Source organism: Haloarcula laminariae, from assembly GCF_025457605.1.
Lineage (GTDB): Archaea > Halobacteriota > Halobacteria > Halobacteriales > Haloarculaceae > Haloarcula > Haloarcula laminariae.
Genome location: NZ_JAMZFY010000001.1, coordinates 1,465,922 through 1,490,374 on the forward strand (window position 1 = coordinate 1,465,922; position 24,453 = coordinate 1,490,374).

A 24,453-nucleotide genomic window follows, 5' to 3' on the forward strand; every position below is an offset into this window, starting at 1 on the left:
TATGGCTGTAATCCAGAGATTTCCGTTCCATATTACGGAATATTGTGTGATAATACCTACCACGAGCCTGGCCCCGTCATTGCTCTCGGGTTACTGTGACATTCGGCGGACCCGATGTCACTCAGTTGTATACTTATTTATGTTATGACCCGAAAAGTGTGACCAATGCCATCCCGCCCCAATGTCTTGCTCGTCATGGCCGACCAGCACCGCGGTGACGCAATCGGCGCGGACCCGCACTGTCCGACGGATAGCGCTGGCTATCCGTTCGTTCACACGCCGGAACTGAACAGTCTCGTCGACCGGGGTGCGCTGTTCTCACGCGCGTACGTTCCCGCACCGATTTGCGTGCCTGCCCGCCAATCGCTCTGGTCCGGACAGACTCCCGCTAGTACCGGGGCAACAAACTGGTATGGGCACCCGTGGGAGTTCGAACACACGCTCGCTGGGGAGTTGACCGACGCCGGGTACCAGACGCAGTTAATCGGAAAGACGCATTCCCATCCCCGCGGGAACCACGTGGGCTTCGAACGGATGGGGCCGACACACGTCGGTGCATCACTCAGAGACGACGACTACGCGGAGTGGTTACGGGACCGGAGCGGCGGACGGTACGACAAGCACACCGGCGGGCTGGAGTCGAACACGTGGACGGCACGCCCCTCCCACGTCCCGGAGCACGAACACGCCACCACGTGGACGACGACGAAGGCGCTGGAGTTTCTTGAAGAACGGGACGAGGACCGGCCGTTCTTCCTGACAGTCTCGTATCAGCGGCCACATCCCCCGTTCGACCCTCCGCAGGCGTTCTGGGATATGTACATCGACCGGGACCTGCCGGCGCCGTCCGTCGGCGACTGGCCGCTGGAGACGTTCGGGGACGAGATGTCCGACTATCCGCCGACGGACGCGTGGATTGCGGACCTGTCTTCCGACGAGATAGACCGCGCGAGGGCCGCGTATTACGGGCTCGTGACGCAAATCGACTTCCAGCTGACTCGCCTATTCGAAGCCATGTGGCGTGAACACGGCGTCCTCGACGACACCCTAATCATCTACACCTCGGACCACGGCGAGATGCTCGGTGACCAGTACCTCTGGCGGAAGGGGTTCCCGTTCGAGGGGTCGGCCCGCGTGCCCCTCGTCATGCAGTTCCCGGCGGGAACGGAGTATCCGACGGCACAAACTATCGACCGGCCGGTCGGGCTCGAGGACCTGATGCCGACGATTCTCGAGTTCGCAGGTGTCGACATCCCGGCGACAGTCGACGGCCGGAGCCTGCTGTCGCTCGTCGAGGACCCCGATTCGGACTGGCGGCCGTTTTACCACGGCGAGCTGGGGCCGTCTTGGTCGGTCAGCGACGCGACCCAGTATATCGTCGATGAACAGTACAAGTACGCCTGGAACCCGGTCACCGACGACGAGTTCCTCTTCGACGTAGAGTCCGACAGGCGAGAGCTACAGAATCTGGCAACGGACCCTTCCGAGGAGACCCTACGACAGGAGTACCGGAGTACACTCGCCGACCATCTGGCACAGCGTGACGAAGGATTCAGCGACGGGGACGCGCTCACCACAGTCGGTCTCGACGCGTGGGAGGGCATGGAGACACCGTAGGGAAATCGCCCTCAGTCCCGCCGCCAATACTGGACGTTGACCTCGATTTCGTCGGCGGCCCGCCGGACCAGGTTCGGTATCTCCGAGTCGAACGCCTCGCCGTCGAGCCGAGTTGATGGGCCTGCGACGTCCAGCGCTCCGATGACCTCGTCCGTCTCTTTGTTGAGTATGGGCGCAGCGACCCCACGGACGCCAGTCAGGCGCTCCTGGTCGTCCCAACTCACTCGCTCTTCCCGTATCTTTTCGAGTTCTGTCCGCAGCGCTTTCTCGCTCGTGATCGTGTTATCGGTCATCTCGTCCAGCCCCATCTCCCGAATAACCGCCTCTCGTTGCTCCTCGTCCATATGTGCCAGTATCGCTTTACCGCCCGACGTACAGTGCATGTGCATCGCAAGCCCCAGATGCGCGTCAGTTCGAACCGAGCGGTCGCTCTCGGCCATGTAGCACTTGACCACCCGATGCTGTTCCGGGACAACGAGTGAGACCCGCTCCTCCACCTCGTCGGCCACGTCGTCAGCTATCGGGCGACCGATACGGAACAGCGGGTTCCGTTCCCGATTGTACGACGCCAGATCGAACAGATGCAGGCTGATATGATAGACATCCCCCTCACGAATGATGTACCCCTCCTGACGAAGGGTCGACAGATGGCGGTGAATCGTCGACTTTGCGATGTCGAGTTCGCCGGCCAGTTCCACGAGCGTCGCCCCCTCCCGCTCTTTCATCAGTTCGAGAATCTCCACCGTGGTGCCGACGGCGGAGACCGGGTTCGCGGCGTTGTGCGTGCCCATACGCTATCTGATTGGCTCTCAGATTATAACCGTTCCGGCGGCGCCACCGATACCAGTCAATCAGTGATGGGATTCCGGCGAAGACGCCGAATCGACGGCCGTCATCCCCGGGTTCGTCAGGACTCTGGGCCGCTCGACGAGCGGCGTCTCCGGATACTCGCTTCGAAGGACGGCGAAAGCGAACCCGTTGGCCGCCGCTTCCGCTATCGGCTTCGCGTGCGACGAGATACCGAACAGGTCGCCGATCCGTCGGCGCCAGCTCCCCGGGTGAATCGATGCGAGTTTGTCATCGGGGACGACTGCGTGTCCGAGCTCGTGAGCGAGGACGCCGGCGGTCAGGTGCGCTGTGGGGATATCGTGTCTCTCGGCGAGCGCCCGGATTTGCTCGCGGTACAGCGAGATGACGTCCCCGTCATAGCTACCGAGCATCACCAGTGTCCCGGTCCCGTCCCAGTCCTCCGTCTCGACGCGGATGTTCAGCCGGGCTGTCAGCGTCGTCGGGTCGCTCGTCCCTCGTCGTTCCAGCAGCTCCGTTGCAGTGTCGGCCCCCAACATCCACGCCTCTCGTTCCACAGCGGTATCGAGCAACGCGTCGGAGGGGACCGTGCAGTTCATGGCTGCTGTCCGACGATTAGCAGCTCCGTTTCGTCGGCGAGCCCTTCGAGTTCGATGTCCACCAGCGAGTGAATCTGGTCCCGGGCGGACAACCCGCTGGCGTCGATAATCTGGTTTCCGTGGCAGATGTAGATGTTCGGCAGTCTCGTCGCGGAGCCGCTGTACACCGACTCCTGGTCGAGTACGCGTTTCAGCGACCGTTCGAGGCTCCCCTTGTCCGTTCGATACACCGTTGCGTTCTGGAGTTTGAGCTTGACCACACCAGTCTCGTCGACGATGGAGACGTGGGTCTGCTCGTCGGAAAGCAGTCCGAATAGTTTCTGCGTTTTCTGACTCGTCTCGTAGACGTACAGGCCACCCGTCGTTTCTTCGAGGGCGATGTTTTCGTCCGCGACGTCGAGACTCGCCGCGGCCTTCTCTTTTCGTTCTGTGTCACTGACCGTCTCCTGTCCCATCTCGCGCGTTTGCAGTTCGGTCGACCCCTCGGCCTCGACGCGCAGGAGGTTCTCGGAATCGTCGTACTTGATGTTCGCCTCGACTGTCTCCTGATTTGCCCCCATACCGACGACGGAGTCGATGGCCTCCTGTCTGATTTGGTCGATTTGGTCCTCCGACGGGTTCATCACGTTCCGTTCGACGACGTCCCGGACCATCGCCAGCCCGACGCCGACCGTACTGACGATCTCGTGGTTCTCGGCCAGACGCGTGTCGAAATCGGTCGCTTCGCCGAGATACGGAACCAGGGCGCCACAGCCACCGCCGCCGCCGACGACTTCGAGCAGCGCGGGGTCCAGGTCGTACTCCTCGATGACCTCCTCGATGACCGGGATAATCTTGTGGACGCTCTCGTCTAGCACTTCGCGTGCGGCCCCCTCCACGTCGGTCCCGAGCTCTGCAGCCAGTGGTCCAAACGCCTTCCGGGCGGCCTCCGGATTCCCGGCGGCGTAGACATCGTCGTCCAGCAGCCCGAGCAGGTTCGACGCACAGCTGGGGGTCAGCGCGAACATCTCCCCATTGGCGATCTCGATAGCCGCATACTCCGGGTCGCCCTCTTTCGGCGTTATCCAGGTGAGCTCCGGGTCGACGATATCCTCCGGGTCGGCGAACGTCGAGTAGGGGAGGTCCGCGATGTGGGCGCTCCTCGGGCCCGACTGGACGACCTCACCGTCTTCGACCCGAATCATCGAGCCCCCTGCGACGCCCTCGGTTCGGATGTCGAGCGTCCGCAGGAACGTCGAGTGACCGCCGATCTCTGCAGCCTTCCATTTGGGCTGGCCCTTCTCGATGACGCTGATGTCGCTGCTGGTCCCGCCGACGTCAATGAAGATGCCGTCCGTGACGTTCTCGTACATCAACGCCCCGGCAACGCCGGCGGCGGGTCCCGAAAGGATGGTCTGAATGGGCCGCCTCTGCATCTCGTCGATGCCCATCACGCCGCCATCGGAGCGCATTATCATCAACGGCGAGTCGATGCCGAAGTCCTCGATGCTCTCACTGGTCGCTTTCGACGTTTCGATCATCCGGGGGAGGATGCTCGCGTTGACGACCGCCGTCCGGGTCCGGATTTTGAGCCCGTATCGTTTCGAGACTACGTTTGCCCCGATACCCGGGAGTCCGAAGTCCTGGGCCAAGCTCTGGACCTTCTCCTCCATCTCGGCGTTGTCTACTCCGAACGCTTGGCTCGCGACGATAGCGCCGACTCCTTCGGATTTGAACCGCTCAAACGTCGCATCCAGCTCCGACTCGTCGAGACCCTTTTTTATATTGAGGTAGTCGTGCGTCGTCTCGATTGCTTGGTCGTCGTCGAGTTCGATGTCGCCGATATCGGTCTCGGACTTTGCTCGGCGGCCCTGAATCCCTTTCCCGAGACCGACGATTCCGACTTTCGATACGTCCCCTTCGAGCAGGGCGTTCGTCGCTTGCGTGGTCCCGTGAGCGATGAATACGACGTCTTCGGGGGAGGCCGACAGCCACTCCAGAAGGTTCGATGTCGCTTCGACGATTCCGGCTGCAACTCCGATATCCGCGTCGTGAGTCGTTGGGACTTTGGTTTGGGCCACTACCTCGAACGACTCGGTATCGATGGCCACGGCATCGGTAAAGGTGCCACCAACGTCAATTCCTATCCTCACTGTTGGCATATCTCTACCTCACGAAAGAGGTGGATAAATAGATACTGGTCTTTCCCTTTGATAAAATATGTAGAATAGCCGCTCTTCGGCCGCTGCTACGGACGTGCCACAGTGTGAAGGCGTCGTACGCTACAGTCCGAACAGATACACCGAGGTCACCACGCCCCCCGCGGCGATTACCCAGATGAACGGGAGGATTTCCTTGGTGATGCTGTTGACGCTGACCTCCAACTCCTCTGCGGCCCACGCGTTGTGGGTGTTCGTCGGGTCACCGGGCGCCTGCACCCGCAGGGCGCTGATTGCGGTCGTCGTGATGAGCTGTGGGTTGATACCGATAGCTGCCAGGACTCCGATGATTCCGCTCCCGAGCCCCCAGATGTTCATCGGGCCACGATACAGCGCGAGCGGTGCCAGAACCGAGAACATTATCGCGTAAAGCACCATGCTCTCGGGGATAATCTGCATCAGCAGCGGTTCCATCGTCGAGGAGATCGGGTCCGCGAACACCGCCTTCAGCAACCACCCGATCGCCACCATCAGCGCGATGGCGGGCGCAACCTGTTTGATTCCATCGTGGAAGCTCTGCGTTATCAGATTCAGCGTACCGCCCAGGTTCTTGATTCCCTCCAGTCCGGGCTGACTGAACACCGCGGCGTAGACGATACCGACGATGAACGCGGCGTAGACGTTCATAATGTCGAACACGACGAGGCCGACGGGAATGACCGGGGCGATGAGCGCGTATTTCGGAACCGACGTCGACATCCCGCTCGTGTCCGTTTCCGCCAGTGTCGCCTGTATTTCCGTGTTTCTGACCTTCAAGAACACGTAAATGATTCCGACAACATACGCGAGGCCGGCGACCGGAAGCGCCCAGTTGATGACCGAATCGAGCGCGATACCCGTAACCTCCTGATAGAATACCCAGTTGCTGGGGTTGAGCATCACACCGTTACCGTATGCGAGTAGTGTGATGGCACCGGCAATCTTCTGCGTGAATCCGACGCTGACCAGTATCGGGAACACGATTGTCGCCATGAGGATGAACGCCCCGAGTCCACTGATACTCGTCGAGGCGATGACGACTGCGGTGTACAGGGCTGCAGCCATCACGAGGGGGCTGTCACCGCCCAGCTCGGCGGCCGATTTGACGATATCCTCCAAGATACCCTGCTTCTCCGCGAGGACCCCCAATGTCCCACCGAACGCCGCGGCAATCATCGCCGATGCGAGCCGTGTCGAACCGCCCGCGACGATGTCCTGGAGTATTGTCTGTGGCCCCAATCCGCCCGCAAAGCCGATTGCTATGGCCATCCCACCCAGCGCGATGAAGGTTGGAACAACCTCGAACATCATCATACTTCCAAATATGATGAACGCTACTATGATACCGACTGCTGCTAGTTCGACCATGCTAATGCTCTCCAATGCCACCATTAATTCACTACTTTAAAAATCTTTTCTTGAACCCCTTGTCACGTGTTTTGTGGCACCCGAGCCAGCCACGAATCGACCGGTGGAGGGGCAAAGGTATAAATATAATTGACCAGATTGACAACCAAGGCCCGATCGCCAGCTAGGTCGCGTAGTGTTGGCCGGGTCGAGAAAACTCACAGAGATTCCAGCATGCAAACCGAATACGACACCGTCGTTCTCGGCGGAACACCCGGCGGGATAGCTACCGCCGTGAGGGCGGCACGGGAAGGCGCAGAGACACTCTTGGTCACGTACAACGACCATCTCGGCGGGATGATGACTGGGGGGTTAAGTTACACAGACACCCTCATGATGAAACCGCGTGCAAAGATATTCGCGGAGTTCCGGGCGGCAGTCCGTGAACATTACCGCGATACCTTCGGCCCCGACTCCGAGGACTATGCTGCCTGCGAAGCGGGGTACATTTTCGAGCCACACGTCGCCGAGTCTGTCTTAGACGGCCTCGTCGAAGGCGAAACGTCACTGGACCTCCGTTGGGGATACTCCCTGCAGTCGGTCGAGCGGGAGAACAGGGAGATAACGTCGCTCACTCTGCAAGCCTTCGATAGCGACGAGACGGTCACGATTGCCGCTTCGGTGTTCGCCGACGCGACGTACGAAGGTGACCTCCTCGCCACGGCCGGAGCGGAGTTCAGAGTCGGGAGGGAATCTCGCTCTGAGTTCAACGAGCAGTTTGCCGGCAAACTCTACACACGTACGCGTGGTGACCGGTATTACCCACAGGAGGCCGTCGGCGAGGGCGTAAACCCCGATGCACCGGCCGACCGGCGCGGGCCGCTCGACACACCGCCGGAAAAGCGGCAGGGCCCGTTAGACCTGGTCCCCCACCCGGCGGGCATCTCGGAGATATATCCCCGAAGCACCGGCCAAGGCGACGACCGCATTCAGGCCTACAGCTATCGGCTCTGTCTCACCGACGACCCAGAGAACCGGGTCAAGCCGTCGATGCCGGACGATTACGACCCCGCTGAATACACCGACAGCCTGGAGGAAATCGAGCGGGTCGGGTTCAGGGCGTTCATGCGGCTCCGCTATCTTCCGAACGACAAAGCCGACATGAACACCGCCGATCTGCCCGGAGAAAACTACGACTACCCGGATGCGGACTGGGAGGGCCGCGAAGAGATAGCCCAACGCCACAAATCGCACATACTGGGGCTGCTCTATTTCCTCCAGAACGACGATGCGGTCCCGGACAAGGTACAGTCCGAAGCGAACCAGTGGGGCCTTGCGGCCGATGAGTTCGAAGACAACGACAACTTCCCGTTCCAGCTCTACGTGCGGGAGGCCCGGCGCCTCGATGGCCGGTATATGTTCACGGAGAACGACGCTCGATACGCTGACGGACTCGACCGGACGCCGGTTCATCGGGATAGCATCGCGGTGGCCGAGTATCCACTCGACTCACACGCCTGTCAGCCCGACCGCCAATTCGGGAGCCATCCGGAGGGCCATTTCTACGCGTCTCAGGTCACACGCCCCGCACACGTACCGTATCGGGCACTGCTGCCACAGAGCATCGACAACCTCCTCGTTCCGGTGCCGCTCTCCGCGTCACACGTCGGCTACGGCTCGCTACGTCTGGAGCCGACTTGGTTGCACATCGGGGAATCGGCGGGCTATGCAGCCGCGATAGCCGTCGAGTCCGACCAGGACCCGGCAGACATCTCTGTCGCTCGCCTCCAGCGTCGTCTGGCGGAAAACGAGATGATGCTCTCGTTCTTCAACGACGTCGATGTCACAGACGAGGAGCCTTGGGTCCCTGCGGTTCAGTATCTCGGCACCCGCGGGTTTTTCGGGTCGTACGACGCCGAGCCAGAGGAACCCCTGTCGAGAGGTGTCGCCGAGGAGTGGGCTGCGACGACCGCCGACCTGCTCGGTGACGCCCCCGATGAGCTAACGGACCACGCGAGGGCCCTCCAAACCGGTGATGAGTCTGGTTCGGTTACCGCCGAGGAGTTCGTAGCGATGCTTGAGCACGAACTGTCCGTCAATGTGCCCTCCACAGTCGATACCGTCCTCGAGGAAACGGACTCGGTAATCGACCGTGGCACGGCCTGCCGATTAGTCTATCGCCTACTTCGGGACAGAGACAGTTAGCGGTCATCAGAGAGCGGCGCTCGATTGCACGTGCCGGTCTACGGGCGGTGTTTCTATTTTGCTGAGCGGTGACGGGACGCGTAAGTCGATTCGGGACATATTGCTCTGAGTCGGCCTGCCATTGCGGAGTACTACGGAGGTTACGCCACGCAATCGCTGGTCGAAACAGGCGGGATTGTATTTCGCTATTCGATTCCACAATACGGAACATCCTATCGGCGCTGAATACTCGCCGAGTGAGTTGATACCACGAATTATCCTGCTGTATTAAGTTTGTGAGCGTTATATCGTGGGATTCAGCAGAGGAATCGACCATATCCAGGACATTCACTCCTTCGTGGCGATGCAACAGTTGATTCCGAATGACGGAATATTCTCTTCCGCAGGGTAGGACGATAGATTACAGTTGTATAGCTGTAATTGTACTCGCTGATTTCGAATTCGGAGTCCGGGTTCGTTTTCGGTCTTCCACTCGAGAACAGATCAGTTCCGTCACGCTCGGTCGGACTCTTATTACAAGCATATGTGTGTAAACATGCTCCGTATCCTGTTTCAAAGCCCGCTCCCGCTGTCGATATCAGATTGTTTGGGAGCTGACGGTGGAGAGACACACCAAGGGTCTACCACTGCTGCTGTTCTATCCAGTTTACCGCCGCTACCCACGAAACGATGTCCCCTACGGGTCGAAGAAGCTGGTATTGGGTACTATTACGGCAGTTCACAGCGCCATGAGCGGTTTATCGAGGGGTTCCACGTATAGTGGAAGTTTCCCAGCTACAGTTTATTCTACGGACCATTGGGCACTCATAAGGGCGATAATTGTAACAGAGTATGACTGAAATCTATATCTTTCCACGCATAGTAGAATTTATCTGTGTTGTGGGAGTGATAACCAACATGGATCTCAACACCGCGGACGACGGCGGCAAACGGGTCAGCGCTGTCCAGCAGGGGTTCGAGGTTATCGAGGTACTTCGGGAGTCCGGGAGTGTCCACATCAGCGACGTGTCGGAGGCACTCGATATCCCCATGAGCACGGCGCATGTTCACCTCAAGACGCTGGAATCGGTCGGATACGTCGTCCAAGACGACAGCGGTTATCGGCTGTCGCTCCGGTTTCTCAGGGACGGCGCCATAGCGAGGAGTAATCTGCAGGTGTACTCGGCCGCAAAATCCGAGATAGACGACCTCGCCGATACGACGGGTGAAGTCGCCAATCTCGGCGTCGAGGAGAACGGCCAGCGGGTAATCGTCTACCAGTCGGAAGGGAGCGAAGCAGTCTACGACAACGCGCCCGTCGGTGAGTACACCAATATGCATTGGACCGCCCTGGGCAAAGCCATCCTCGCCGAGTTGCCGTCCGAGTACGTACGCGAGATTATCGATCACTACGGACTGCCAGCGGCCACGGGGAGTACTATCGACGATGCGGAGCAGCTGTTCGAGGAGCTGGAGACCATCGAGGAGCGCGGGTTCGCGCTCGAAGACGAGGAACGCCGGTCCGGCATCCGGTCGATAGCCACGCCCCTCAACGTGGATGACCGCGTCGTCGGCGCAGTCTCGCTTTCGGGGCCGAAAGAACGCTTCAACGACGACCGGATAGAGAACGAGCTGCTGCCGGCACTCAAGGACTCGAACAACGTCATCGAAGTGAAAGTCGCGTACGAATAAACGCGTCAGTGGCTGACAGTCCGTCCACGGAGACCGACTGTAGGGGTTCTTTTGGTTCCACTATTAGTGGATGGTGTGAGGTACCACACCTGAAGACGTGCCGGTGGATGTCTGCGCCGTCACTCGTCCGGGTATGAGCAAAGCTTACATATGAGGCCTTACTCTCCCAGGTTACATGCAGACAGCACTCATGCTGCCGCCGTCACCGGACAGGCGGTGGGCACTGGCCAAACAGCTCGGCGTAGGTTGTGGTGTCGTCCGCTTTTGGGGCGTCGACGACTGGTGGGAGTACGACACCCTCCTCCGCGTGCGAAACCGGTTCGAGGACCACGACGTCCCGCTTCGGGTTGTCGAGGACAGACCACCGATGACCAAGACGGTACTCGGCGAGGACGGCCGCGACGAGGAGATAGCGAGGGTGAAACAGCTCCTCAGGAACATGGGGAAGCTGGGAATAGAGACGTACTGCTGGGTGTGGACGGAAAACCCGGTCGGCGTCCTCCGAACGTCCGATTCGATTCCTGACCGCGGCGGGTCACTGCTAACTGGGTACGACCACGCGCTGAGCGAGCGCGCTGGTGACCACCCCGCGGCAGGTATCACCGAGGACGAACTCTGGGAAAACCTCGAGTACTTCCTCGATGAGGTGGTGCCGGTCGCCGAGCAGGCGGGTGTGAAGATGGCACTACATCCGGACGACCCGCCGCTCTCGCCGGTTCGGGGCGTCCCGCGGCTCGCGACCTCCGTCGACAACTACGAGCGCATTCTCGACCTCTACGATAGTCCGAACCACGGTGTCACTTTCTGTCAGGGGAACTTCGCCGCGATGGCGACTGACGTATCGGACGCGATTCGCCGCCTCGGTGACCGCATCCACTTCGTTCACTTCCGTGATGTCGAGGGTACACCGGAGTCGTTCGTCGAGACCTGGCACGACGACGGACCGACGGATATGCGGTCGACTATCGAAGCCTACCGTGATGTCGGGTTCGACGGCCCGATACGCCCCGACCACGTACCGAAGATGGACGGAGAGGAGGACCGAGAGGGCGTCCACGCGGGCTACACTGACATGGGCCGGCTCTTCGCTATCGGATACATCCGGGGACTGCTCGAACAGACGGAGTAGCGATATCCACGATGTTTAGCGACTGACGGACAGGTTCTGTATGCTGCCTCCATCAGAGGAGGTATCCCAGCTCTAATATACATATTTTATTGGGAAAGACATAAGTGGTATCGTGGTGAGACTGAGTATGTATGCCACAGCAAAGCCGAAGGAGCTTCGTCGGGAAGCTCGGCGTAATCGGTGGTGCCGGTGCATTGACATCCCTCGCGGGTTGCTCCGGTGACGGATCGGACAGCGGGACCGACATAGTCATCGGGAGCGTCTTCCCGAGCGGCCACGTCATCAACGAGATGGCGACATCCTGGTCCGAGACCGTCGCGGAGGAGACCAGCGACCGCGTGTCGATAACAATCGAGCCCGCTTTCGGCGGCGAGGCCGAGGTGATGGAGCAGACGCGCATCGGCTCTATCGGCGGGACCATCATCGGGACCAGGTGGGTAATCGACTACGACCCGGAGAACTTCTGGGTCGAATCGCCGTTCATCTTCGACGGGTGGGAGCAACAGCGGCGGGCGTTCGAAACCGACTACCTCGACGACGGCCGCCAGCGCCTCAAGGAGGACGGCAACCAGGAGCTCGTCGGCCCGCCGGTCTACCGGGGGTACCGCCACACGTCGGGGAACAAGGCTTTCAACACGCCCGAAGACATCCAGGGCGTAAATATCCGCGTTCCCGACCTCTCGCCGTGGGTGAACATCTGGGAGGGGCTCGGTGCCAGCCCGACGACCGTCGCCTTCGACGAGCTGTACAGCTCGCTGCAGCAGGGCGTGGTCGACGCACAGGAGAACCCGGCCGAAACGGTCCTCTCCGCGTCGCTTAACGAGGTGCAGAGCCACTACACGATGACCCGGCATCTCGCCTCGACTGGCTGGTTCACCATCAACAACGATATCCTCTCCGGGCTCTCGGAGGACGACCGCTCGGTCGTCAGGGACACGCTTTCGAGCAACATCGAGGAGCTCAGTACGAGTATCTCCGAGTCGGAGTCCGACGCGATCGACGAACTGGAGAGCAACGGGATGAACATCGTCGAGCCGGACCGCGACGCGTGGCTCTCCGCGGCCGAGGAGCCGCTCAAGGCGCAGTTCGAGGAGACCTGGGAGCCGTCCCTCGAAGAAGTCCGAAACATCTGAAAACCCCCCGGGACACATTGAACTATGACTGAGAACAGTGCCGTATCAGCCATCACCCGCAACTTCGACCGGGGGGTCAGGGTGCTCGCTCTGGCTTTGTACGCGTTGATGATACTCGTCGTCGGGTTACAGATACTGACTCGGTGGGTGTTGGCGCCAGTTATCGGCAGCCTCCCGTGGACGGTCAACCTCTCGCAGATGCTGCTCGTCTACGTCACGTTCATCGGTGCGGCGGTCGCGAGCGGCAAGCACGAGCACATCTCACTCGACCTCCTGTCGTCCCGGCTGTCAGACGAGAAGGTTCGGTATCTCGCCGGGCTTCGGTCCGTGATGACAATCGGGTTCGTCAGCGTGTTGATTGCCGGCGCGTATCCGCTGTACCAACAGAACAAGGGTTCAGTCATCGGCGCGTTACCGGCCCACCCACCGTTCACGCAGGCGTGGCTGTACGTCCCTGCGGTCGTCGGCGGCGCTATTATCGTCATATACGCCATCCGTGACCTCTGGGAAGTCATCACAGACCCAGCAACTGTCGTTGCCGAGCTTCGAGGGGATGAAACGTATGATACAGACTCATAACACAGCAAGAATCAAGTCGCGGGGGGAGGGACGCTAATGTCAGACATCGTCCTCCTTACTCTGTTCATCGTGGTACTGCTCGGGCTGTATCTACTGGAGGTCCCGGTCGTCTACGCGCTCGGACTGACGAGTCTCATACTGATGTTGTTCACGTCGATACCGTTCGAGCCGCTGCTCGTCGCACAGACGATGGTCAGCGGGAGCAACTCGTTTGTCCTCCTGGCGATTCCGCTCTTCCTCCAGACCGGCCTGTTGATGAACGCGCTGGGCCTCACCGACGTCATATTCGACTTCGCGAAGGCTATCGTTGGGCCGATTCGTGGCGGCCTCGCCCACGTAAACATCGTCGCGAGCATCATCTTCTCGGGCATGACTGGCACCGCCGCGGCGGACGCCGCCGGCCTCGGTGCTATCGAGTACCGGGCGATGCGCGAAGAGGGCTACGAGGAGGGGTTCAGCGTCGCCGTCACCGGCTCGTCGTCGATTATCGGTCCCATCATCCCTCCGAGTGTCCCGCTCATCATCTACGGCGTCATCGCGCAGGTGTCCATCGGGACGCTGTTCATCGCCGGCCTCGTCCCCGGTTTCATCATGGGTCTGGGCCTGATGATTCTGTGTACCATCTACGCACACCGTAACGGGTACGAGCGCGGTGACTGGTGGTCGCTCAGTGAGATCGGGCGAACCGGATTCCGCGCGCTCCCGGCCCTCGGAACGCCGATCCTCATTATCGGCGGTATCTTGGGCGGCCTGTTCACTGCGACAGAAGCGGGCGCGATAGCGCTGTTCTACACCATCTTCATCGGCACGGTCTTCTACGATGCCCTCAGTTGGCAGGAACTCATAGCGAGCTTCGAGGACGGGATGACGCGGACGTCGTCGCTGACGTTCATCGTCGCAGCCGCCGCGCTCTATGGCTTTCTCATCCGGCGCGCACAGCTCCCGGAGGTGCTGGCCAACGCCGTGACGACGGTCTCGACCGACCCGCTCATCGTCCTGTTGCTGATAGCGGCCGTGCTGTTCATCGTCGGTCTCATGCTGGAGACGATAGCGGCGATTACGATTCTCACGCCCGTCTTCCTGCCCATCATCGAGCAGACGGCTATCAGTCCGATTCACTTCGGTGTAGTGATGATTATCACGTTGATGATCGGCCTGTTGACGCCTCCCTTCGGCGTTATCCTGTTCGTTCTCAACGCCGTGACCGGCGTCTCGCTCGAACGCATCACGAGGAACATGCTGCCGTTCTACGTGCCGCTTGTCATCGCGCTCCTGCTCACAATCATCTTCCCCGAAGTCGTCCTGTGGCTCCCGCGGACGATGGGGCTCGCCTGACCCCTCGTCTGTCTTCGCACGCGGGCTGTAGCAATCGTAAGAATAAGGACGTGTGGACTGTTTTCAACGCACATGGCTGACACAGCCGTCCCGACAGTTAGCGTCGCGGATAAAAACGCCGTCGTCATCGGCGGGACCAGCGGTATCGGCCGCGCAATCGCCCTCGCGTTCGCAGATGACGGGGCGGACGTCGTCGCAACGAGTCGGAGCGAGGACGCCGTTGAATCGACCGCCAACGAGCTCCGCGAGCGCGGCGCGTCGACGGTGGAGGTCACCTGTGACGTCACCGAGATGAGCTCCATTGAACACCTGTACGACGCGGCTGCCGCCGAGCTGGGCGGGGTCGACATACTCGTCAACTCCGCGGGCTCCGTCGGCAGGGCACCGGTAACGGAGATGGAGATGGCCGACTGGGAGCTCGACATCGACACCAACCTCACTGGCGTCTTCCGCGCCTGCCAGGTGTTCGGCCGGGAGATGGACTCGGGCAGCATCGTCAACATCTCCTCGATGTCGGCCGGGCAAGCCCGGGAACAGCGCCCGGCCTACTGCGCCGCAAAGAGCGGCGTCAACGGACTCACCCGGGCGGCAGCCGCGGACCTCGGGCCGGAGATACGCGTCAACGCCATCGAACCCGGGTTCGTCGAGACGCCACTCGCGGGTGACGCCTTCGAAGAGGGGACCGAACTCCGGGCAAAGATAGACGAACGGACGCCGCTGGAGCGGGTCGCCCAACCGGACGAAATCGCCGGTGCGGCCGTCTACCTCGCCAGCGATGCGGCCTCGTTCACGACCGGAGAAATGATTACCGTCGACGGCGGATTCGACGACAGCTCATTCTGAGTCGTCGCTGACGCGAACGACGCCTTTCACGCTGTCCGGTTCCATCGCCCGGTCGAACGCGGCCTCTGTCTCCGAGAGCGACTGCTCAAAGCTCACGATACTGTCGACGTCGAACCGACCCGTCCGGATGCCCTCGATGGCCGACAGATACGTGCCGCTGAACCGGAACGACCCTCTCAGGTCGTACTCCCCATCGATGAGCCCGACGACATCCGTCGGGAGGCCCGAATCGATCGGGATGCCGACGAAGGTGACCGTCCCGCCGCGTTTTACGGCTTCCGTCGTCGACTCGATGGCGCTTTCCGCACCGGAGCTTTCGAGGACGATGTCGACGCCCTCAGGGTCTACCTGCTCGTGAATCACGTCGGTCAGGTCCGCCGACGAGACGTCTACCGTGTAATCCACGCCGCGGCGCTCGGCCAGTGCGAGTTTTTCCTCGACAACGTCCGTCAGGACGACAGTTGCGCCGTGGGCCAGCGCGACTTCCGAAACGAGTTGCCCGATGGGACCGCCGCCGGTCACCAGCACGCTATCGCCCTCTTCGACGCCGGCTCGGTCACAGGCGTGGATGGCGACACTGAGCGGTTCCGCGAGCGCGCCCTCACGCAGGGAAACCTCCGGCGGGAGCTGATAGACCAACTCCGCCGGCCAGGCGACATACTCGGTGAGCGCGCCATCGACCGGCGGCGAGGACATGTACTCCATCCGCTCACAGAGGTGGTATTTCCCCTCCGTGGTGCAGTACTGACACTCACCGCACGGGACGCCCGGTTCGATGGCGACTCGGTCCGACGGGGAGACGTTCGTGACATCCCGCCCGACCTCGACGACCGTCCCGGCCGACTCGTGTCCGAGCACGAGCGGGAAGTCGACGGTGTTGCCGCTGTTTTCTCCGTGTTGGTAGTAGTGGAGGTCGGAGCCACAGATACCGACGCGGTCAATCCGGACTAGAACCTCGTCGGCGCCGGGTGTCGGACGCTCCCGTTCGATCAGGCTAAGCTCTTCGATTCCGGAGAGAACACACGTTCGCATAGGGTAAAATCGGCAAAGAAATATTTAGTGGTTGTGGTATTCGTACCCCCGGCTCTGGTTTCGAACGTCCGCTAGCCGGCGAACGGCTCGTACTCGCGTTCGGATTTTTCCCGCTCGATACGACCAGCGCAGTCTGCTATCGAAGAGTCTTGGTTCCCTGAGCCGGCGTTTTACAGGACCTCGGTTTCCGTCTTCTCCGTCAGATGTCGAACTGGGATTCCGAGTTCGGTAGCGAGACCGCACATCCGACGCCGGCGGTGCAGGTGCGGCCGTTCACTCGTCAGATACCGTGAGTATCGTTACGGGGCCTTCGAAATTAAGCGCGAGTTTTTGCGCCTGGTCACCGAAAATCATCTTTCCGGTCGGGGACCGGTTTTTGCCAGTCGCAAAGAGATGCTCGCTGTCCCACTCCTCGGCGACATCGAGGACGTCGTCGGGTATTTTGCCGATAACGCCGAGCGGTGTGTACGAGATCTCATCGCCGAAGTACTCCACACCGATTTCGGCAGCCTCAGCCTCTGCCTCGGACTCTATCTCATCGATACTGTCTGCGCGCTCTCTCGCTTCTGCTTTCGTCAGGACTTCGTCCTCGTATTGGTCCCGGTCGACGATGCGACATAGCAGAACCTCCGTATCAGTGCCTGTTGCATACGTTTTTGCTGCGCTGAGTAACTGTTCGTTTGGGTTAGCACTGTCTAATACGACTAGAATCGTACCCATGTTTCTCGCTGTGTGTTCCAGAATACATAATATATGCGGTTACACCGGTGTTGATTACACGTCGGTATAAGTGGAATCGTACTTGGTCAAGTGTGAGTGGTGAACCGAGTGTGTTTGCTGCTGCCCGTAGCTAAACCCACATGCTTCACCAGTGGTAGCGAATAGATTAGGCTGGAGGTGTGGAGCACGAACGGACCCAAGGCCGAGGCTTGGTATTCAGAGGACGAGATAAAATATCAATTTTAGATATAACTTTCAGCTTTGGTATGTTCGGGTCAAGTGCCCTCGAAAAGCGGTCCACGATTGAGTGCACACAGTCGGTCTACAGCCAGTCAGCGAGAAAGACCCAAATCAGGTCGCAGTTGACGAGACGGTGACTCGAATCCATGAAGGCAGTTCTGGCCGTATACCGGTTTGAATACACAAACATACGGGATTCACCCGTGTCTAGATATTTTGACCACGATAACCGCTCCTGCCGATATATTTCTCGAAGAACCGCGGCAAACACACGATGTCGAAACTACCGTGTTCCTCATCGATAGCGCAAAGTGTCTCCGGGTGGGACACCGGCGAACGCAGCTCCGATTTCAGCAGAAATCAGAACTCTGTCAGATATATCAGGAATAAAATAAAAAGCTAAATTCCTTCGCTCCCAAACGTTTCAGTCACGTCGGACCGCAGACGGCTAAAATTGGTTCTAAAAGTTCACTTCCAGAGACAGTATGCAAATACTCACCCCCAGCGTCTACAGAATGAGCCCACTGTGAGACGCCTCCATAGCTGATTTATAACCACAACAAGTATGGCCCGAGCGTGAGACGCCGTCGACTACTGATAGCAGCTCTCTCAGCTAGTGTGGGTGGATGTTTACGGTCCTCACAGACGGAGACACCGAATACCGCCACAGAGACAAGTCGGCCTGTCACAACGACCCCAGCAAAAGCGGACCAGCCTGCCACAGCTACGGAGGCCCCTGCTCAATCCTATTCAGGTGCGATATCACTCTCGTTGGATTTCAATACGACTATCGGTGAGTCGACCCTCAACGAATCGGTCACCGATGGGCGGCAGCTGGCGGTGATGTGCTATGGATTGACGCTTTGGAACGACCGCGGTGACGCGATTCGCAAATACGATATCGGTGGGCCGGAAAACAACGTGACGCTGGCCGGCGGCTATTATCAGTCCGAACAGGGGACGACCGACGGCGACAATACGTTTCGGTGGTTCGGTGGACCAGAAGGGGAGACCACGCTTGAGTTTGGCCCCTTCGATTCGCCGATTACCCCGCAATATGCGGTCCTCGTCGGGGCGCCAGCGGTCGACGACGAGATTACAGCCGCTGTTTCCGTGGACGGCATTGAGACTGACACGGTTGAGTTTGGCGCTCGAGGTCCCCCAGAGCGGTTCATTCTGTCGATGCAGCCGCAGAATTCGTAACACGAAATGAAAGTCGCCGGTTCAGAAATGGCTCAATGAGGAGTGAGGGCTCACCCCAGCTGGGACCGACCACGGCTTCGCTCGTGACTCACTTTCGGGAATCTCTGTAAGTGCCGCCGGTTACGCCGCCTCGGTCACTATCTCGAAGCCTCTGACCTCCCCTTTTATCGAGTACACGAGATGCTGACCGGCGACCGCGAGGTCGGCTGACTCGGCGTTGAAGGGCTCGCCCACTGACTCCTTGAACGCCACCGTCCCAGAGTCCGTATCGACAGCCGTGATGGTGTTCGACGTGTCGCCACTCCAGAGATAGCCATCAGCCAGCAGGAGCGCCTTTGGCGTGCCGTCCACCTGGACTCTCCACTGCTGTGACCCCTCGGCAGCGTCGACCGCGTAGAGGGCGTTATCTGCGGCGCTGATGTAGACGGTCCCGGGCTCGTACTGAAAGCGTAGGGACTGGTCGAACGGCTCGTATGTCCACCTGTGGGTTCCGTCGTGGATGACGGAGGCGACGTAATCCTGTGTCAGCAGATAGACACCTGTCTCGTCGGCGGCCACCCGGTTGGAGTAGTACGTTCCGTTCATGGGGTGCTGGACGTCCCACTGAACGTCGTGAACGCCGAAGCCAGCGTCCCGTTCTGTCCCGTCGGAGAGGTTGTATGTGTCCATACGGTTCGCGGTCCGGACGTAGACGACGCCGTCGTGGACCGCGGTCCCGGTGACCGGGTCCCCGTTTGCCGTCTCGACGGTCCAGACCTCGTTCCCGTCTGTGTCGAGCCCGTATACGTATGCCGAGTCGTGCTCCGAGTCGGTGTCGGCGCCATCGGCTCCGACCACTGTACCGCTGGTCTCGCCGGCCCCGACCACGATTCGGTTCTGGTCCGGGACGGCTAGCGGGACCGTAGTCAGCCCGATGTCCGCCTCGAACGTCCAGTTGGTGCTCCCGTCGTCACGGTCGAGCGCGTAGAACGTTCCGTCACGTCCTGAGGCGTAGACGGTCGAGTCGGTCACCGTCGGTCTGGTTCCGATTAGGCCGGTCTCCTGGTCCCAGCGGCGACTCCCGTCGCCTGCGTCTATCCTGCTAACACTGTTCCTCCCGCCGACAAACACCGCGTTACTGCTCGGCGATGCCCGCAAAGCGAGCGATTCATCTTCGCGGGACCATGCCTCCGTCAGGCCCGTGGGAGCCGACTGTAACTCCGGGCTGGATTCCGCGGTCGTCGGTGTTTTGCCCGTCTCCGTGGCTGTCTCTGTCTCGGCGTCAAAGCGGAGGCAGCCGGCCGAAGCGAGGCCGAGCCCCATCCCGAGCAGCCCGCGCCGGGAAATCTGTCGTCGACTCGTTTCTGGGCCGTTGGCTTCGCTGTTTCCAGTCATTGTCGTTCGAGTGCCCTGAGTGTCGCGTCATCGGTGGTGACAAATACCGTCTCGTCGGTCACAACGAGGTCACCGGTCAGCGACGTGTTTCCGATAGTGACCGATTGGTGCTCGTGAACCGTTCCGGAGGGGACATCAATCTCGTACAGCGACCCCTCGGAGACGAACCAGAACGTCGACCCGTCGAACGAGGCTGGATCGGAGGGAACCGCGTCCGATTGCCAGACCGTCTCGTCGGTCTCGACATCGATGCCTTCCAGCCCGACGCCAACGGAGGCGACGACAATCCCATTGGTAGCCCCGTACATGGACAGCGCTCTGTCCGGGTTCTCGACCTCCCGCTGGACGACGCCGGAGCGGGCGTCGATAGCCATGTAGTGGTCACCGACGGACCCGTAACAGACGCCGCCCGAGACGGCGACCTCGGCGTAAACGCTACTATCGAGGTCCAGGTCACGCTCGACGTACCAAAGCTGCTCGCCCGTATCGGCGTCATACCCGGCGAACCCCCACGGTGGACTCCCGTTCCGACTGTTCGGGTGAACGCCGGCACAGAGGATGTCGCCGTCGAGTGCGAGGTCCCAGACGCGTTCGTTGGGCTGCTCGGCGTCGGTCGGTTTCGCGGTCCGGTCCGACCAGGCCACCTCGCCGGTAGTGGGGTCCACCGCGCGGACACCGCCGGTCACAGGGCGGGCCTGATACGCCCTCCTGTCGTCACTGGTCTGGGCGAGGACACCGAGGTCGAAGTCGACGTGCTGGTAGGTGGGTGTACCGTCTGCGGCGTCGACACCGAGTTGTTCCTCGATACCCGCCGCGACTACTGTGCCGTCGACGACCGTGAGGCCGTTGTCGAGTTCTGTCTCGGTCGACGCGTCCCACTGTCGGGCGCCACTGGTCTCGTCAACGCCGTAGACGTGACGGTCGACGCTCGTCACGATGACTGTCCCGTCCGCGTAGACTGGGCCGCCGACGAACGGTCCGTTGGCATCGAACGTCCACCTGGTCCCGGGGGGCAGTGACTCACCGGTCGATGCAGCCCCGGACTCGTCGGCGGTCCCCATTTCGGCCGTTGCGGTCCCCATGCGGGTGCCGGAAGGGGTCGACTCCGACTCCTCCAACCCGAGACAGCCGCCAAACCCGGCAGTGGTGACGAGTGCGGCCAGATACCCGCGTCGACTCCGGCGGTACTCCTCACCGTGCATATGTCACTCGTTCTGCCTCACGCACTGCCGTATCGTCCGATAGACAAGCTCGGGCTCCTCGACGTTCTCCAGTCGTATCGGGCCGAGACCACGGTTGAGTGACAGCGTTCCGTACCCTAGGAGCGACTGCACGCGGTTCTGGTTGAGTTCGTGACTTCGCAGTTTGTCGAATCGAACGCCCTTCGAGCGAACCCGGAATAGCAACTCGTAGCTCAACTCTACCCGGTCCGCGGTGATAACGTACGTAGTCTGTTTGAGGATTATGATGCGCACCACGAAACGGATCACCAGTACCAGCGTGATGAGGGCGACAACCAGCGCCGCCGTCTTGCTGATACTCGGTTCACCGAGTAGCCTCGGTCTCGCCCGGAGGACACCAAACAGTGCCAGCCCGACGACCAAGACGACACCCAATCGGACGAGCGTCGGCCGGATTGTCGGTCGGGTTCTGAGAAGTTCGGTCTCGTCTGTCTCACGCTGCTCCTCCGCTTCGGATTCGGTCTCTGTGTCCGACTTCTGTGTCATGGTTATGCGACTCCAATTGTGACTGCGAGCACTGATGCGGCCACGTAGACGACGGGCGAGAGGACGACTGCACACACTGCCAGGGTGGCACTGCCTTTACTAGCGAGGTGATTGACACGGGCACCGAAATACAGCGACACGAGGTAGTAACACAGCGCGAGCGCGAGTAGCGCGAGGACCCACTGACCGGTCGGGGAAATCGACTCGACCGCGACCGTTCCGGGGCGTCCACCCGGGAGCTCCAGGTCCGCACCGAGCCGGTCGATAATCGCGTAGACGAACGCCGCCTGGAGGTTGCGAACGAGTTCCCGGGCCCCCGAAACGCCCTGCCCGGTCGTCAGATACCAGACGCCGGAGAACACGGCCGCAAGGTACGCGCTCGTCGTGTACACGACGGTGTGGGCGCTCTGGACGATTCCCCGCGACCCCCGTGCCAGCACCAGGCCAGCGTGAAAGGTCAGTAACGTGACCGCCGCTGCGACCGTGATATACAGCGAGTTCAGGACGAAGGCCGTGAGTAACTGCCAGCTCGCGGTGGGGGCCACCCCGTACCGAGCGGCCGCGGTAGCGTACCCCGCCGGCGGTTGTCCCGATTGCTGGACGCCGATACCGGCCAAGGTCAGCGGAATGGCATACGCCATCAGATTGACCAAGTACACGCCGAAAAGCGAGCCGGCCTGGCGGACGACTTCACCTCGCGTCGACGCGTACGTGCTCGTCTGGAACTCGACGAACCGGTGGGGACGGAAGAGCGCGTCGAACACACTCCGGACGACAGAGTCCAACCCCTTGGTGGCCATACCATTTACTTATCTAATGCTGTGTTATAGATTATGATTCCTACAGTCAATGGTCTCATCCATAACAGTAGTTGAAAACATAATTTCTATATTCAGAATTTCCTCTGAACCTGACTGAGTTGAATCGGTAACTAGGACAGCGTACTGACTACGACTGGGGACCGCTGTGGGTTTGGGACGAGAGTCGCGTGTCAATTACCGAGACGGCTGCTCCATACTCCACCAACAATGAGCGCTATTCCAGCGGCCCCTCCGAGAACTCCAGTCCCCATCGACAACGGACTCATCGCAACTACGGTGTGTACCAGATAAACTGATTCATTGTGGCTAACAAAATAACTGTTCACAATGTCGTTTCGGTACTCGAAGTTGCTTCCGCTATCGGACGCCCCACGATCTGTATACGTCAATTGTGGTGATTGGCTGGCACGTGTGACGGCTGTCTGTTCTGCTGACGAGAGTGTCGAAAAAGGGACTGTATCAATGTCAGACGCAGAGTACGATTCCAAAGTGGATGCCATCGCTTCTTCGCTTGGTTCTTGTTCAATTATTGAAGTCGTGTGTGCTGGAAAGCCGAGATACAGTAATCCAACACCCGCCACCAGACTGAGGATACCGATGCTGAGAACAATCTGGGACCGCTCCAGCCGTGCTATGCCCATAACGTAATTGTGGAATATGTGTCTACTCTGTTCACATTTGTGTTTCACGTTTCGGTCACTGCTCGCACTGAACGATGTGTGCTTCACCACATGTGGCAGCTGTCTCACTCACTACGCTGAGACCGTATTTTCACCCACTAATAACCAAGACAGGAAGTTCACCCCCAATATACTGCTCGCTGGTCTCAAGATAGGTACGAGACTGGTTGCGGGCCGGTTGCCATTCGCAGGTCTAGTACTCCTGTTGTACTGGAGACAGACGCCGTCGCGGGCATCTGCAACCTCTAGTCTGTATCGCGGTACTACCGAATTGGAAAGTGATTTAGGCTGGCCTAAATAACTACTGTCCCATGACGGCCAAAGGCTCAGGGAAGCAGATGACGGGGGAAGGGAACGACGGGCTGGCCGGGAACGCCGTCGAATCCGTGGCGTTCCTCGCCCGTTCGGAGCACCGGCTTCACGTGCTCGATTTGTTGGCTGACGGCGACCGCTCCCGTGAGAAGTTGCGCGAGCGGACGGACGCGACTCGAGTGACACTGAGCCGCGTCCTCGGCGACCTCGAAGCCCGGGGGTTCATCCAACGACGAAACGTCGATGGGAACTACGAACTGTCCACCTTCGGTGAACTGGTTCATCGAGATTTCGCTCGGTTACTGGGCACGGTGTCAGTCGGGCAGAGCTATCCGGACCTGATATCACGACTCCCGACCGACTGGTTCGACTTTGACCTTCAGTGCCTCGTTGACGGCGAACAGGTCCACGGAGAGAGCGCAGACCCGCTCGCGGGCGCCCGGACTGTTGCGAACGCCATCAGGGAGGGGTCTTCGTGTGCATCGCTCGTCGGGACGTTTACCTCGCTTCCGATGCACGCACACGAGACGGATATCCGCGTCGGGGGCGACACGGATGTGCGCGTCGTTTTCGACTCGACCGTCACCGAAGCCATGCTCGAAGACCAATCACTACGGGCCAAGTGGCGGGGCATCGAGGACGCCACAGACTCGACAGTCTATTACAGCCTCGACCAGCGTGTCCCCTGCACTATCGACCTTATCGACGACGAGAGGGTGTTCCTGACCGTCGACCGAGAACAGGAGACCGGCTTCGATATCATCTCGTGTTCGCACCCCGACGTGGTGGCGTGGGCCGACCGAGTAATCTGCGAGTACCGTGACAGCGCGGTACCGCTCAACCAGCTGTCAGCCAGCGCGGACTGACAGGAACTACACACGGTGTGTTCGCTGTAATACGCC

At 60.3% G+C, this 24,453-nt stretch carries 20 protein-coding genes; 10 read left to right on the forward strand and 10 right to left on the reverse strand.

The genetic code is table 11. The features are described 5' to 3' along the window. Positions 1–165: 165 nt before the first annotated feature. A complete protein-coding gene (locus tag NJQ98_RS07515) occupies positions 166–1,617 on the forward strand; it encodes a sulfatase-like hydrolase/transferase (RefSeq protein ID WP_262177510.1) in 1,452 nt (483 codons plus the stop codon). A gap of 11 nt (positions 1,618–1,628) precedes the next feature. Here NJQ98_RS07515 and NJQ98_RS07520 read toward each other — a convergent pair whose 3' ends face one another. The 4 genes from NJQ98_RS07520 to NJQ98_RS07535 form a co-directional block, all read right to left on the reverse strand. Further along, positions 1,629–2,408: an IclR family transcriptional regulator gene (locus NJQ98_RS07520; RefSeq protein ID WP_262177511.1), complete on the reverse strand. Its 780-nt coding sequence runs from the start codon at positions 2,406–2,408 to the stop codon at positions 1,629–1,631. A 60-nt stretch (positions 2,409–2,468) separates the two neighbouring features. Next, entirely contained in the window at positions 2,469–3,023 is a 555-nt protein-coding gene (locus NJQ98_RS07525) for a hypothetical protein (RefSeq protein WP_262177513.1), read from the reverse strand. Beyond that, positions 3,020–5,164 (reverse strand): hydantoinase/oxoprolinase family protein, encoded by a 2,145-nt coding sequence (locus NJQ98_RS07530; protein WP_262177515.1) that lies wholly within the window; start codon positions 5,162–5,164, stop codon positions 3,020–3,022. Before NJQ98_RS07530 ends, NJQ98_RS07525 begins: the two co-directional genes overlap by 4 nt. A 120-nt stretch (positions 5,165–5,284) precedes the next feature. Then, the gene (locus tag NJQ98_RS07535) at positions 5,285–6,568 is read right to left on the reverse strand and encodes a citrate transporter (protein ID WP_262177516.1); all 1,284 of its coding nucleotides are present in this window, start codon (positions 6,566–6,568) and stop codon (positions 5,285–5,287) included. Between the two features lie 213 nt (positions 6,569–6,781). Between NJQ98_RS07535 and NJQ98_RS07540 the strand changes: the two genes are divergently transcribed. From NJQ98_RS07540 to NJQ98_RS07570, 7 genes are all read left to right on the forward strand, one after another. Beyond that, positions 6,782–8,752, forward strand: coding sequence for an FAD-dependent oxidoreductase (locus tag NJQ98_RS07540; protein ID WP_262177517.1), 1,971 nt, complete (start codon positions 6,782–6,784; stop codon positions 8,750–8,752). A gap of 897 nt (positions 8,753–9,649) precedes the next feature. Next, positions 9,650–10,423, forward strand: coding sequence for an IclR family transcriptional regulator (locus NJQ98_RS07545; protein ID WP_262177518.1), 774 nt, complete (start codon positions 9,650–9,652; stop codon positions 10,421–10,423). Positions 10,424–10,598: 175 nt separating this feature from the next. Continuing rightward, entirely contained in the window at positions 10,599–11,552 is a 954-nt protein-coding gene (locus tag NJQ98_RS07550; RefSeq protein WP_262177519.1) for a mannonate dehydratase, read from the forward strand. Positions 11,553–11,683: 131 nt separating this feature from the next. Next, entirely contained in the window at positions 11,684–12,685 is a 1,002-nt protein-coding gene (locus tag NJQ98_RS07555) for a TRAP transporter substrate-binding protein (RefSeq protein ID WP_262177520.1), read from the forward strand. A 24-nt stretch (positions 12,686–12,709) separates the two neighbouring features. Beyond that, a complete protein-coding gene (locus tag NJQ98_RS07560; RefSeq protein ID WP_262177521.1) occupies positions 12,710–13,264 on the forward strand; it encodes a TRAP transporter small permease in 555 nt (184 codons plus the stop codon). A gap of 36 nt (positions 13,265–13,300) precedes the next feature. Then, entirely contained in the window at positions 13,301–14,599 is a 1,299-nt protein-coding gene (locus NJQ98_RS07565; protein ID WP_262177522.1) for a TRAP transporter large permease, read from the forward strand. 72 nt (positions 14,600–14,671) lie between these two features. Then, positions 14,672–15,442 (forward strand): SDR family NAD(P)-dependent oxidoreductase, encoded by a 771-nt coding sequence (locus tag NJQ98_RS07570; protein WP_262177523.1) that lies wholly within the window; start codon positions 14,672–14,674, stop codon positions 15,440–15,442. Here the strand turns inward: NJQ98_RS07570 and NJQ98_RS07575 are convergent. Then, positions 15,434–16,474: an NAD(P)-dependent alcohol dehydrogenase gene (locus tag NJQ98_RS07575; protein WP_262177525.1), complete on the reverse strand. Its 1,041-nt coding sequence runs from the start codon at positions 16,472–16,474 to the stop codon at positions 15,434–15,436. The two genes, NJQ98_RS07570 and NJQ98_RS07575, sit on opposite strands and share 9 nt — an antisense overlap. 273 nt (positions 16,475–16,747) lie before the next feature. Continuing rightward, positions 16,748–17,194: a universal stress protein gene (locus NJQ98_RS07580; protein ID WP_262177526.1), complete on the reverse strand. Its 447-nt coding sequence runs from the start codon at positions 17,192–17,194 to the stop codon at positions 16,748–16,750. A gap of 1,011 nt (positions 17,195–18,205) precedes the next feature. Between NJQ98_RS07580 and NJQ98_RS07585 the strand changes: the two genes are divergently transcribed. Beyond that, entirely contained in the window at positions 18,206–18,637 is a 432-nt protein-coding gene (locus NJQ98_RS07585) for a hypothetical protein (protein WP_262177528.1), read from the forward strand. A 120-nt stretch (positions 18,638–18,757) separates the two neighbouring features. Here NJQ98_RS07585 and NJQ98_RS07590 read toward each other — a convergent pair whose 3' ends face one another. The 4 genes from NJQ98_RS07590 to NJQ98_RS07605 are packed head-to-tail and all read right to left on the reverse strand — an operon-like array spanning position 18,758 to position 22,538. Next, on the reverse strand, positions 18,758–20,011 hold the full coding sequence (locus tag NJQ98_RS07590; protein ID WP_262177529.1) for an outer membrane protein assembly factor BamB family protein: 1,254 nt from the start codon (positions 20,009–20,011) through the stop codon (positions 18,758–18,760). Then, a complete protein-coding gene (locus NJQ98_RS07595; protein ID WP_262177530.1) occupies positions 20,008–21,213 on the reverse strand; it encodes a PQQ-like beta-propeller repeat protein in 1,206 nt (401 codons plus the stop codon). The genes NJQ98_RS07590 and NJQ98_RS07595 overlap by 4 nt, the downstream gene beginning before the upstream one ends. Positions 21,214–21,216: 3 nt before the next feature. Then, positions 21,217–21,738, reverse strand: coding sequence for a PH domain-containing protein (locus tag NJQ98_RS07600; protein WP_262177532.1), 522 nt, complete (start codon positions 21,736–21,738; stop codon positions 21,217–21,219). Between the two features lie 2 nt (positions 21,739–21,740). Then, positions 21,741–22,538, reverse strand: coding sequence for a hypothetical protein (locus tag NJQ98_RS07605; RefSeq protein ID WP_262177533.1), 798 nt, complete (start codon positions 22,536–22,538; stop codon positions 21,741–21,743). 1,012 nt (positions 22,539–23,550) lie between these two features. On the opposite strand from NJQ98_RS07605, the gene NJQ98_RS07610 reads away from it, so the two are divergent. Further along, on the forward strand, positions 23,551–24,417 hold the full coding sequence (locus tag NJQ98_RS07610; RefSeq protein ID WP_262177535.1) for a helix-turn-helix transcriptional regulator: 867 nt from the start codon (positions 23,551–23,553) through the stop codon (positions 24,415–24,417). Positions 24,418–24,453: the final 36 nt, after the last annotated feature.

Coding starts and splice junctions, on each gene's coding strand:
- NJQ98_RS07520 (WP_262177511.1), bottom strand. CDS start 2,408: ATGGGCACGCACAACGCCGCGAACCCGGTCTCCGCCGTCGGCACCACG.
- NJQ98_RS07530 (WP_262177515.1), bottom strand. CDS start 5,164: ATGCCAACAGTGAGGATAGGAATTGACGTTGGTGGCACCTTTACCGAT.
- NJQ98_RS07575 (WP_262177525.1), bottom strand. CDS start 16,474: ATGCGAACGTGTGTTCTCTCCGGAATCGAAGAGCTTAGCCTGATCGAA.
- NJQ98_RS07550 (WP_262177519.1), top strand. CDS start 10,599: ATGCAGACAGCACTCATGCTGCCGCCGTCACCGGACAGGCGGTGGGCA.
- NJQ98_RS07515 (WP_262177510.1), top strand. CDS start 166: ATGCCATCCCGCCCCAATGTCTTGCTCGTCATGGCCGACCAGCACCGC.
- NJQ98_RS07525 (WP_262177513.1), bottom strand. CDS start 3,023: ATGAACTGCACGGTCCCCTCCGACGCGTTGCTCGATACCGCTGTGGAA.
- NJQ98_RS07605 (WP_262177533.1), bottom strand. CDS start 22,538: ATGGCCACCAAGGGGTTGGACTCTGTCGTCCGGAGTGTGTTCGACGCG.
- NJQ98_RS07610 (WP_262177535.1), top strand. CDS start 23,551: ATGACGGCCAAAGGCTCAGGGAAGCAGATGACGGGGGAAGGGAACGAC.
- NJQ98_RS07560 (WP_262177521.1), top strand. CDS start 12,710: ATGACTGAGAACAGTGCCGTATCAGCCATCACCCGCAACTTCGACCGG.
- NJQ98_RS07565 (WP_262177522.1), top strand. CDS start 13,301: ATGTCAGACATCGTCCTCCTTACTCTGTTCATCGTGGTACTGCTCGGG.
- NJQ98_RS07580 (WP_262177526.1), bottom strand. CDS start 17,194: ATGGGTACGATTCTAGTCGTATTAGACAGTGCTAACCCAAACGAACAG.
- NJQ98_RS07570 (WP_262177523.1), top strand. CDS start 14,672: ATGGCTGACACAGCCGTCCCGACAGTTAGCGTCGCGGATAAAAACGCC.
- NJQ98_RS07535 (WP_262177516.1), bottom strand. CDS start 6,568: ATGGTCGAACTAGCAGCAGTCGGTATCATAGTAGCGTTCATCATATTT.
- NJQ98_RS07545 (WP_262177518.1), top strand. CDS start 9,650: ATGGATCTCAACACCGCGGACGACGGCGGCAAACGGGTCAGCGCTGTC.
- NJQ98_RS07555 (WP_262177520.1), top strand. CDS start 11,684: ATGCCACAGCAAAGCCGAAGGAGCTTCGTCGGGAAGCTCGGCGTAATC.
- NJQ98_RS07540 (WP_262177517.1), top strand. CDS start 6,782: ATGCAAACCGAATACGACACCGTCGTTCTCGGCGGAACACCCGGCGGG.
- NJQ98_RS07600 (WP_262177532.1), bottom strand. CDS start 21,738: ATGACACAGAAGTCGGACACAGAGACCGAATCCGAAGCGGAGGAGCAG.
- NJQ98_RS07595 (WP_262177530.1), bottom strand. CDS start 21,213: ATGCACGGTGAGGAGTACCGCCGGAGTCGACGCGGGTATCTGGCCGCA.
- NJQ98_RS07590 (WP_262177529.1), bottom strand. CDS start 20,011: ATGACTGGAAACAGCGAAGCCAACGGCCCAGAAACGAGTCGACGACAG.